This is a genomic window from Streptomyces daqingensis (assembly GCF_014645895.1).
Classification (GTDB): Bacteria; Actinomycetota; Actinomycetes; order Streptomycetales; family Streptomycetaceae; genus Streptomyces; species Streptomyces daqingensis.
This window is the reverse complement of record NZ_BMMP01000005.1, coordinates 334,672-345,085: the sequence shown is the minus strand read 5'-3', so window position 1 is coordinate 345,085 and position 10,414 is coordinate 334,672. Positions and strand designations below refer to the sequence as shown.

General features: G+C 72.6%; 10 protein-coding genes. All 10 read right to left on the bottom strand.

Going from position 1 to position 10,414, the window contains the following annotated elements:
- Positions 1-136: 136 nt before the first annotated feature.
- Complete coding sequence (gene era, locus IEY56_RS10160) at positions 137-1,105, bottom strand: GTPase Era (RefSeq protein ID WP_189036790.1); 969 nt, start codon at positions 1,103-1,105, stop codon at positions 137-139.
- A gap of 40 nt (positions 1,106-1,145) precedes the next feature.
- Positions 1,146-1,517, bottom strand: coding sequence for a cytidine deaminase-like protein (locus IEY56_RS10155; protein ID WP_373292056.1), 372 nt, complete (start codon positions 1,515-1,517; stop codon positions 1,146-1,148).
- An 82-nt stretch (positions 1,518-1,599) separates the two neighbouring features.
- Positions 1,600-1,962: an MmcQ/YjbR family DNA-binding protein gene (locus IEY56_RS10150; RefSeq protein WP_189036788.1), complete on the bottom strand. Its 363-nt coding sequence runs from the start codon at positions 1,960-1,962 to the stop codon at positions 1,600-1,602.
- 72 nt (positions 1,963-2,034) lie between these two features.
- Positions 2,035-3,372, bottom strand: coding sequence for a hemolysin family protein (locus IEY56_RS10145; protein WP_189036787.1), 1,338 nt, complete (start codon positions 3,370-3,372; stop codon positions 2,035-2,037).
- On the bottom strand, positions 3,369-3,869 hold the full coding sequence (gene ybeY, locus IEY56_RS10140; protein ID WP_189036786.1) for an rRNA maturation RNase YbeY: 501 nt from the start codon (positions 3,867-3,869) through the stop codon (positions 3,369-3,371). Before ybeY ends, IEY56_RS10145 begins: the two co-directional genes overlap by 4 nt.
- 12 nt (positions 3,870-3,881) lie before the next feature.
- Positions 3,882-4,967: a PhoH family protein gene (locus IEY56_RS10135; protein ID WP_189036785.1), complete on the bottom strand. Its 1,086-nt coding sequence runs from the start codon at positions 4,965-4,967 to the stop codon at positions 3,882-3,884.
- 150 nt (positions 4,968-5,117) lie between these two features.
- A complete protein-coding gene (locus IEY56_RS10130; protein ID WP_229711760.1) occupies positions 5,118-6,257 on the bottom strand; it encodes a carbohydrate kinase family protein in 1,140 nt (379 codons plus the stop codon).
- A gap of 251 nt (positions 6,258-6,508) precedes the next feature.
- Positions 6,509-7,882 carry a cation:proton antiporter gene (locus IEY56_RS10125; RefSeq protein ID WP_229711759.1) on the bottom strand — a complete coding sequence of 458 codons (1,374 nt, stop codon included), beginning with the start codon at positions 7,880-7,882 and terminating at the stop codon, positions 6,509-6,511.
- A gap of 443 nt (positions 7,883-8,325) precedes the next feature.
- On the bottom strand, positions 8,326-9,855 hold the full coding sequence (locus IEY56_RS10120) for a potassium/proton antiporter (RefSeq protein WP_189036784.1): 1,530 nt from the start codon (positions 9,853-9,855) through the stop codon (positions 8,326-8,328).
- A 43-nt stretch (positions 9,856-9,898) separates the two neighbouring features.
- Entirely contained in the window at positions 9,899-10,294 is a 396-nt protein-coding gene (locus IEY56_RS10115; RefSeq protein ID WP_189036783.1) for a hypothetical protein, read from the bottom strand.
- Positions 10,295-10,414: the final 120 nt, after the last annotated feature.

The following is a 10,414-nucleotide window of genomic DNA, read 5'->3' as shown; positions in this document are numbered from 1 at the left end:
CTGGACAAAGACCGCAGACGAAATCCTCGACAAAGTCGCCGCCTACTGCCAACGAATCTCCGACTCAGGTCACTAGGCTCTGTCTGACAAATCCCGCCTGGTTGACGGACGTACGACGCTATTTGTCAGACAGAACCTAGAAGCCCAGCCGCCGCAGCGCCTTCGGGTCGCGCTGCCAGTCCTTCGCGACCTTCACATGCAGGTCGAGGTAGACGGGCGTGCCCAGGAGCGCCTCGATGTGGGCGCGTGAGGCCGTGCCGACCTCCTTGAGGCGCTTGCCCTTCGGGCCGATGACGATGCCCTTCTGGCTGGGCCGCTCCAGGAAGATGTTGGCGTGGATGTCCAGCAGCGGCCGGTCGGCCGGCCGGTCCTCCCTGGGCAGCATCTCCTCGACGACGACGGCGATGGAGTGCGGCAGTTCGTCGCGCACGCCCTCGAGCGCCGCCTCGCGGATGAGCTCGGCGACCATGACCTGCTCCGGCTCGTCCGTCAGGTCGCCGTCCGGGTAGAGCGGCGGGCCCTCGGGCAGCAGCGGCACGAGCAGGTCGGCCAGGAGCGGCACCTGCCGGTCCTCGACCGCGGAGACCGGGACGATCTCCGCCCACTCGAAGCCGGCCTCCTTGCCCAGCCGGTCGACGGCGATCAACTGCTCGGCGAGCGACTTGGAGTCGACGAGGTCGGACTTGGTGACGACGGCGATCTTCGGCGTCCGCTTGAGGCCGGCCAGTTCAGCCGCGATGAAGCGGTCCCCGGGACCGATCTTCTGGTCGGCGGGGAGGCAGAACCCGATGACGTCGACCTCGGCCCACGTCGTGCGGACGACGTCGTTGAGCCGCTCCCCCAGCAGCGTGCGCGGCTTGTGCAGTCCGGGGGTGTCGACGAGGACGAGCTGCGCCTCGGGCCTGTGCACGATGCCGCGCACCGTGTGCCTCGTGGTCTGCGGCCGGTTGGAGGTGATCGCGACCTTCGTCCCCACCAGCGCGTTCGTGAGCGTCGACTTGCCGGCGTTGGGGCGCCCTACGAAGCAGGCGAAGCCGGAGCGGTGCGGCGCCGTAGCGGTCTCGTCCGCAGGCGAATCGGGGGAGGGTGCATCCATGGCGACCATTGTCCCCGATCGGGTGAGTGCCCCCGACCGGCCGGTGCGCTCAGCCCGCCGCGACCGTCGCCCGCAGCTTCCCGTCGGGGCCCGCCAGCAGCACTGTCGTGGCTTCGCCCGACAGGTCGTGCACTGCTGAGAGGTCCGCCGCGGGGATCACCTCGGCCTCCGTCACCACGGCCGCCGCCTCCAGCGACGCCGCGCCCGAGGCGACGGCCATGGCGATCGCCGTCTGCAGGGCGCTCAGTTTCAGCGAGGCCAGAGCGACCGTGCCCGCCACGTACGTGCGGCCCGTCTCGTCGCGCACCGCCGCTCCCTCCGGAACGCCGTTGCGGGCGCGGGCGCTGCGCGCCAGCGTGAGGAGCTTGCGGTCCTCCGGGTCCAGCGCCTGGTCACTCTGGTCACTCATGCGTCCGAGCATATGACGCGGCACCGGCCGGCTCCGGCGGGGGCCCGGAGGCCGGTGGGGCCGGGACCCCGGGGGCGCCGGGACAGCCGTGCGCTCAGGGCCGGTCGAGCCGTAGCCGCTGCGTACGCGGCAGCCCGGCGACCACCAGGTCGTAGGAGTCCTCGACCATGTCCTCGATCATCCGCCGGGGCAGGGAGCCGTCGACCGTGACGGTGTTCCAGTGCCGCTTGTCGAGGTGATAGCCGGGATTCACGGCCCGGTGGGCGGCACGGAGCTGCACCGCGAGGTCCGGCTCGCACTTCAGGCTCACCCGCAGCGGAACCCCTTCCAGCACGGAGAACGCGAAGATCTTGCCGCCCACCCTGAAGGCGGACAGCCCGGGACTGCGGGGGAAGGGGTGGTCCTCGCTCGCCCCGTCGAACCCCAGGCAGTAGCCGCGCAGCTCCTCCGGCGTCATACGTCCAGCCTCCCACCGCGGGGCTTCCCCGGCGCCTCGGACGGGCCCGCCGCGTCACCGCCCCGCCGCCGCTCAGGCGTTGGCGGCCTCGTCCGCGGAGCGGCCGTCCGCGCCCTCCTCGGAGCGCACCGGCTCCACGAGCACCGTGACGATCCGGTTCCGGCGCCCGGCCGGAGCCTCCGCGGTCAGCCGCAGCGCCGTGAGCGTCGGGTCGGAGCGGTCCTCCGTGACGTCGACCGTCGCCTTCGCTCCGGCGATGGGCACCCGCCCCAGCGACTTCGCGAGCAGGCCGCCGACCGTCTCCACGTCCTCGTCGTCCAGGCCGACCAGGTCGTACAGTTCGCCCAGGTCCCCGATGTCGAGCCGGGCCGTGACGCGGTACCGCCCCTCCCCCAGCTCCTCCACGGGCGGCAGCTCGCGGTCGTACTCGTCGGTGATCTCTCCGACGATCTCCTCCAGGATGTCCTCGATGGTCACGATGCCCGCCGTGCCGCCGTATTCGTCGATGACGACCGCGACGTGGATGCGGTCCTGCTGCATCTCGCGGAGCAGGTCGCCCGCGTTCTTCGTGTCCGGGACGAACGTGGCGGGACGCATCGCCGTGGAGACGAGCTCGGTCTCCGCCTCACGGCTGATGTGCACCCTGCGGGCCAGGTCCTTGAGATAGACGATGCCGACGATGTCGTCCTCGCTCTCCCCCACCACCGGGATGCGGGAGAAGCCCGACCGGAGCGCCAGCGTGAGCGCCTGCCTTATCGTCTTGAACCGCTCGATCGTGATCAGGTCCGTGCGCGGGACCATCACCTCGCGCACGATCGTGTCGCCGAGCTGGAAGACGGAGTGCACCATCTTCCGCTCCTCGGCCTCGATCAGCGACTCCTGCTCGGCGAGGTCCACCATCGCCCGCAGCTCCGCCTCGCTCGCGAACGGGCCCTTGCGGAAGCCCTTTCCGGGCGTCAGCGCGTTGCCCAGCAGGATCAGCAGCTGCGGCACGGGGCCCAGGATGCGCACCAGCGGCACCAGAATGTACGACGCGGCGGTGGCCGTGTTCAGCGGATGCTGGCGGCCGATGGTGCGCGGTGAGACGCCGATCGCGACGTAGCTGACCAGCACCATCACGCCCATCGCGACCACGAGGGCCTGCCACGTCTCCTCGAAGACGCGCAGGCACGTGTAGGCCACGAGGACACCCGAGGCGACCTCGCAGGCGACGCGGACCAGCAGCGCCAGATTCAGATAGCGCGTCGGGTCCGCCGCGACCACGGCCAAGCGCTCCGCTCCGCGCCGTCCCTGCCGCACCGCTTCCTCCGCGCGGAAGCTGGTCGTCCGCGCCAGGCCGGCCTCCGCGCAGGCGGCGAGCCAGGCCAGGACGACCAGCAGCGCCGCCGCGGCGACGAACTGCGCGGTCACGACGTGGTGGTGGGGGCCGGGGAGGGGCCGGTGAGGCCCTGCTCCGCACGCCAGCCGTCCAGGATCGCGGACTGCAGGCTGAACATCTCCGCCCTCTCCGGTGGCTCCTCGTGGTCGTACCCCAGCAGGTGCAGCACACCGTGGACGGTGAGCAGCTGGAGCTCCTCGTCCATGGAGTGCTGCGTCGGGGCGTCGGCTCCCTGCCGTTCGGCGACCTCCGGGCACAGGACGATGTCACCGAGCAGGCCCTGCGGCGGATCCTCCTCGTCCCGGACCGGCGGACGCAGCTCGTCCATCGGGAAGGACATCACGTCCGTCGGGCCGGGCAGGTCCATCCACTGCAGGTGGAGCTGCTCCATGGCGTCGGAGTCCACGACGATGACGGAGAGCTCCGAGAGCGGGTGGATGCGCATCCGGCCCAGGGCGTAGCGGGCGATGTCGAGCAGCGCCGCCTCGTCGACCTTGCGGCCGGATTCGTTGTTGACGTCGATCGTCATGACGCGTCGGTCTCAGCGCTTTCCGTTGGGGCTGCGGTCACCGGCTCTGGCGGGGCCGTCGTGACCGTGCCCTCTGCCGGACTCGGTCTCGTTGCGGTCGTCGTAGCGGGCGTAGGCGTCGACGATGCGCCCGACGAGCTTGTGGCGCACCACGTCCGAGCTGTCGAGCTCGGCGAAGTGCACGTCCGGGACGCCGCCGAGGATCTCGCGGACCTGCCGCAGACCGCTCTTCGTGCCGCCGGGGAGGTCGACCTGCGTGACGTCTCCTGTGATGACGATCTGCGAGTCGAAGCCGAGCCGGGTGAGGAACATCTTCATCTGCTCGGGGTTCGTGTTCTGCGCCTCGTCGAGGATGATGAAGGCGTCGTTCAGGGTCCGGCCCCTCATGTACGCCAGAGGCGCGACCTCGATCGTCCCGGCGGCCATCAGGCGCGGGATGGAGTCCGGGTCGAGCATGTCGTGCAGGGCGTCGTAGAGCGGGCGCAGATACGGGTCGATCTTCTCGTAGAGCGTGCCCGGCAGGAAGCCCAGGCGCTCCCCCGCCTCGACCGCCGGCCGCGTCAGGATGATGCGGTTGACCTGCTTGGACTGCAGGGCCTGCACGGCCTTGGCCATCGCGAGGTAGGTCTTGCCGGTGCCCGCCGGACCGATGCCGAAGACGACCGTGTGCTTGTCGATCGCGTCGACGTAGCGCTTCTGGTTGAGCGTCTTGGGGCGGATCGTTCGGCCGCGGTTGGAGAGGATGTTCTGCGTGAGCACCTCGGCGGGCGTCTCGGTGGCGGTCCCCGTGCCGTCCCGCTGGTCCCGCAGCATCGCGATGGTGCGCTCCACCGCGTCCTCCGTCATGGGCTGGCCGGTGCGCAGGACCAGCATCATCTCGTCGAAGAGGCGCTGGATGAGGGCGACCTCCGCGGGTTCTCCCGTGGCGCTGATCTCGTTGCCGCGCACGTGGATGTCGGCGGCGGGGAAGGCCTGCTCGATCACGCGGAGCAGGGAGTCGCCGGAGCCCAGCACCGTCACCATGGGGTGCTTGGCCGGAACGGTGAAGCGGGCCGTCTCCTGCGGGGAGCCCGCCTGATTCGTCGTTGTCTGCGTCATGGGTGACCCGTTCGGGCCTTCCTCATCCCTCTCTGCATCAGCCGGCACTTGGCTTCCAACAATACGACGGGCGACTGACAAGCCAGAACGGTTTACCCGCTCCCGACGGCGCCCGGGGAGGCCCGGGGGCCGCGGGGGCGCCCCGCGACGCTACGCCGTCGGCCTGCCGCGGCCGAAGCCGATGGTGGGGACGGCCCGGCGCAGCGCCGTCGGCCGGCCGCACCCCGTCAGGAGCGGGTCGAGGAAGGCGTAGGTGCCGGCGGCGTCGTACGGGCGGACCCGGCGCCACCAGGCGGCGATCTCCGCCCAGCCCGGCGCCGACAGCGAACCTCCGAACTCCTGCACGGAGAGCGCGGCCGTCAGGCCCGCGAAGGCCAGCCGGTCCGGAAGCGGCCAGCCCGCGAGGGAGCCCGTCACGAAGCCGGCGGCGAAGACGTCGCCGGCGCCCGTGGTGTCCAGGGCGTCGACGGGGACGGCCGGCAGCTCCGCGGTCTCGCCGGACGCCGAGTCCACGGCGTAGGCGCCCTGGGCTCCGAGGGTGACGACCGCCAGCGGCACCCGCTCGGCCAGCGCCCGGGCGGCGGCGCGCGGGCAGTCGCGTCCCGTGTAGCGCATCGCCTCCTCGGCGTTGGGCAGGAAGGCCTCGCAGTGCGCCAGGTCCGGCAGGGAGGAGAGGTCCCAGCGGCCGGTGTCGTCCCAGCCGGTGTCGGCGAAGACGCGGCTGCCGTGGCGGGCGGCTGCGGCGATCCAGTCCTGGCCGTCGCCGGGGGCGAGGGACGTCACGCACGCCCGGGACGGTGGCGGGCAGCCCGGGGCCTCCGGGTCGTTGGGGGCTCCGCCCAGGCCGGTGCCCGGGGACGCGGCCGCCCGCTCCGGCCTGGGCGGGGCCTCGTGCCCGTGCGAGATCATCGTCCGTTCGCCCTCGTAGGCCATGGAGACCGTCACCGGCGAGTGCCAGCCCGGGACGGTGTGGGAGAAGGCGAGGTCGATGCCCTCCCCCTTCTCCAGCGACTCGCGACAGTAGTCGCCGTACACGTCGTCGCCGAAGGCGGCGGCCAGGGAGGTGCGCAGGCCGAGGCGGGCCAGCGCCGTCGCCATGTTCGCCACGCCGCCGGGGCTGGAGCCCATGCCGCGGGCCCAGGACTCGGTGCCTCGTACGGGGGCGGAGTCGAGGCCGGTGAAGACGATGTCCAGGAAGACGGTGCCGGTCAGGTAGACGTCGCAGGCGGGGTCCGCGGGGGTGCGGAGCGGAGCGAGCGGGTCGAAGTGGTGGCCGTGCACTGTCGTCACGCCGGGCGCGTGTGCCGTTCCGGGCAAGCGGTCCGGACGGCCGGCTCCGTCCCGGGCGCCGTCTGTCTCCTTCCCAGCAGCCGAACTCACCTGGCTCCTCCGCTCCGTACCGTCCCCGCATCGAGTGGTGTCTCCGGTGTACCGCGCGACCGCGGCATCGGGCCAACTCGGCGCACGGAGCGCGCCGCGCTCCGCCGGACGGCGGTGCGCCGGTGCCCGGGGGCTTGGCGCGCCGCCGCCGCGGCGGGCGGTCATCGGTAGCTGCTGGCGGCTCCGTCGGCCGAATCGGCCAGGTCGTCCTCGGCGGCGGGTTCCTGGTCGCCGTCCGCCTTGCCCGGGCGATCCGCCTCGCCGCAGACGCAGCCGGTTCCCGTGCCGCCTTCGGCGTCCTCCGCTTCCGGTGCCTTCTCCCCCTCCGCTGCCGCGTTCTCCCCGCCCGACGCCTCCTCGCGAGTCCCCTTCGCGGGGCGGGCCGGCGAGAGCCCCAGGCGCCGCGCCAGGGGCTCCGCCCAGCGCGCGGTGAGCGGGCCGAGCACCACGAGGATCAGGACGTAGGCCGTCGCGAGGGGGCCGACCTGCGGTTCGGCAGCCGTCGCCAGGCCCGCGATGACGATGGAGAACTCGCCCCGTGCGACGAGCGTCCCGCCGGCGCGCCAGCGCCCGGGGGACCTGATTCCGGCGCGGCGTGCGGCGTACCAGCCGGTGGCGATCTTCGTCAGTGCCGTGACGGCGGCGAGGATCAGCGCGGGCAGCAGGACCGGCGGGATCTCCGAGGGTTCCGTGGAGAGCCCGAAGAAGACGAAGAAGACGGCGGCGAACAGGTCGCGCAGCGGCGTCAGCAGGTTGTACGCGCCCTCGGCGACCTCGTCCGACAGGGCGATGCCCACGAGGAACGCGCCGACGGCGGCCGACACCTGGAGCTCCTGCGCGATGCCGGCGACCAGCAGCGTCAGGCCGAGCACGACGAGGAGCAGCATCTCGGCGTTGTCGGAGGAGACCACGCGGCTGATCAGCCGGCCGTGGCGCAGCGCGACGTAGAGCACGGCTCCGACGGTGCCCAGCGAGATCAGCAGCGTGAGCGAGCCGCCCGCGAAGCTGACGCCTGCCAGGAGCGCGGTGAGGATCGGCAGGTAGACGGCCATGGCGAGATCTTCGAGGACGAGCACGCCGAGGACGACCGGCGTCTCCCGGTTGCCGAGCCGTCCCAGGTCGCCGAGGACCTTCGCGATGACCCCGGAGGACGAGATCCACGTCACGCCGGCGAGGACGACGGCCGCCACCGGGCCCCAGCCGAGGATGAGGGCCGCCGCAGCGCCCGGCAGCGCGTTGAGCAGGAAGTCCACGGCGCCGGACGGGTACTGGGTCTTCAGCGTCGTGACGAGTTCCGACGCGCTGTACTCCAGGCCGAGCAGGAGCAGCAGCAGGATGACGCCGATCTCGGCGCCGGTCGCGACGAATTCCTCACTGGCCTGCAGCGGGAGGATGCCGCCGTGGCCGAAGGCGAGCCCGGCGAGCAGGTAGAGCGGGATAGGCGAGAAGCCCACGCGTCCTGCGAAGCGTCCGAGGAGGCCGAGGGCGAGGATGATCGCCCCGAGTTCGATGAGCATGGCTGTGGTGTTGTGCACGGGCGTCTGCCCTCCGGTGATCGGTCGGCGGCGGCGTACGTGCCTTCCCGTTGCTCCGACGGCGACGAGGCGGCGTCGAGACGGAAGCCGGGTGCGGCGTGGTCGGGCGACCGGTGCTGGGGGCTGAGCCCGGAAGGCACCGGCCGCTCGGCTCGCCGGTGCCGTTTGTGGCGCCCGCGCGAGCGCGGTCGGGAGCGTCCGCGCATGCGGCTGCGGGGGTGCGCGATGCCGGAGAGGCGAGGTGGAATTGACGAGGAGTCAGCCGTGGATCGGCTGCGTCGATACATGGCTGGGCCCCCCTCGCGGTGAGATCAGGACCGGCGTACGTGCCGGTCCTTGCATCTGGCAATCACCACACCAGGGTAATCGGTCGGTAAAGGGGGGTTCCTTCCAGGGCAAAACTAAGCGGGTTCATCCCTGCGTGGAGGGCCTGGAGCGCGGGTTCAGCGCGGGTCCCCCACAGCATCGGCCGCCGGTTCCGGATCGCCCTGCTCGCCGAACCAGCGGGCGAGCCTCCCCCGCCGGCCGACCGCCCGCAGCCGCCGTTCCGCGGCGTCCCGCGTGGCGGGCGTGGTGACGAGGAGGAGTTCGTCACCCACGCACAGCACGGTGTCCTGCCGGGGCACGATCACGGTGCCGTCCCGCACGGCGAGGGTGACGACCGTGGGCGGTGGCAGGCGCAGCTCGGCAACGGAGACTCCGTGCAGCCTCGATCCCGGCGGCACGGACACCGTGAGCAGATCGGCGTCGAGTACGTCGAGCGGTGCCGCCTCCACCTGCACGTCCCGCAGCGCTCCGGCCTGGATCAGCCCGAGACGGCGCGCGATGACCGGCAGGAGCGGGCCCTGCACCAGCGTGAAGATGACGACGAGCACGAAGACGATGTTCAGCAGCTCCCGCGCTCCGTCCACTCCCCCGACGATCGGGAACGTGGCGAGGACGATCGGTACGGCGCCGCGCAGCCCCGCCCAGGAGACGAACGCCTGCTCCCGCCACGGCACGCGGAACGGCAGGAGGCACAGCAGCACGGACACGGGCCGGGCGACCAGCAGCAGCACCAGCCCGACGCCGACGGCGGTGAGAGCCACCGCCGGGAGTTCGCTCGGCGTGACCAGCAGGCCCAGCATGACGAACAGCCCGATCTGGGCGAGCCAGCCGGCGCCCTCGGCGAAGGAGCGCGTGGCGGCCCGGTGGGGGAGCTTCGAGTTGCCGAGGACGAGCCCCGAGAGGTAGGCGGCGATGATGCCGCTGGCGTTGACGGCTCCGCCCGCGGCGAAGGCGATGATGCCGAACCCCACGGTGGCCAGCGGGTACAGCCCGGTCGCCGGGAGCGCGATGTGCCGCAGCGCAGCGGCGCCCAGCCGCCCGACGAGCAGGCCGATCGCGCCGCCCGCCGACAGCTGGTACAGGACGCTGCCGGCGACGGAGCCGGCGCCGGGCAGGCCGTCGGCGGCGGTGCTGAAGGCCAGTACGAGGATGATCGTCGGGGCGTCGTTGAAGCCGGACTCGGCCTCCAGGAGGCCTTTGATCCGCTGCGGCAGCGGCAGCGTCCGCAGCACGGCGAACGTGGCCGCGGCGTCGGTGGAGGAGATGATCGCGCCGAGAAGCAGCGCCAGTTGCCAGTCCAGTCCCAGCAGCAGGTGTGCTCCCGTCGCGGTGACGCCCACCGACAGCGCCACACCGAAGAGCGCGAGCACCCCCGCGGGTGCGAGGAGCTTCTTGACGTCCTCCCAGGCCGTGGTCAGGCCGCCCTCGACGAGGATGACCGCCAGCGCCGCCGTGCCCAGCGCCTGGGCGAGCTGCGCGTCGTCGAAGTCCAGGCCGAGTCCGTCCTCGCCGACGACGACGCCGACGGCCAGGAAGAGCAGCAGGCTCGGCAGGCCGAGCCTGCCGGCTGCTCGCGCGCAGGCGATGCTGGCCAGCAGGACGCCGCCGCCGACGAGAAGCGTCAGATACAGCTGCTGCAGGGTCACTGGGGACGTCTCCTGACTGGTCGCGGCGGGACGGCGTGCGGCGTCACGGCGCGGGTGGCCGGGGGCGCCGGGGCCCGGCGGGGTCCTCGGCCCGCTCGGACGGCTCGGACCGGTCAGGCCGGTCAGGCCGGTCAGGCCGCTCAGGCACCACCGGGGGCCGGGACCGCGCGGGTCGCTGCCGCGTGTACTCGGGTGTGGCGAGGTGGCCGGCGACGCCCCCGAGGATCAGGCCCGTCGCGAGGAGGAGCCCGTCTCCGACGACGACGCCCGCGAAGAGCGCCGCCGCCCCCGCGATCGCGCACACCCAGGCCGCCGTGCGCCAGGTCCGGGGGGACGCCCCGGTGGGGGCCGCCGGACCGTCGCCCGGCCCCGCGGGCGGCCTGCTGGACGCCGGGCCCTCGTGGCCGGCGGGTCGTCGTCCGTCTTCGAAGTCAGCCATCGTCCTGCCTCCTGCCGGCGTCTGTGCGGTCTGCCGTGACCTCCACGGGGGAGGTGCGGGCTGTGGACGTCAGAGGCGCCTCCTCGGAGTCGGCGTCGGATCGGGGGTCGGTGTCGGGTC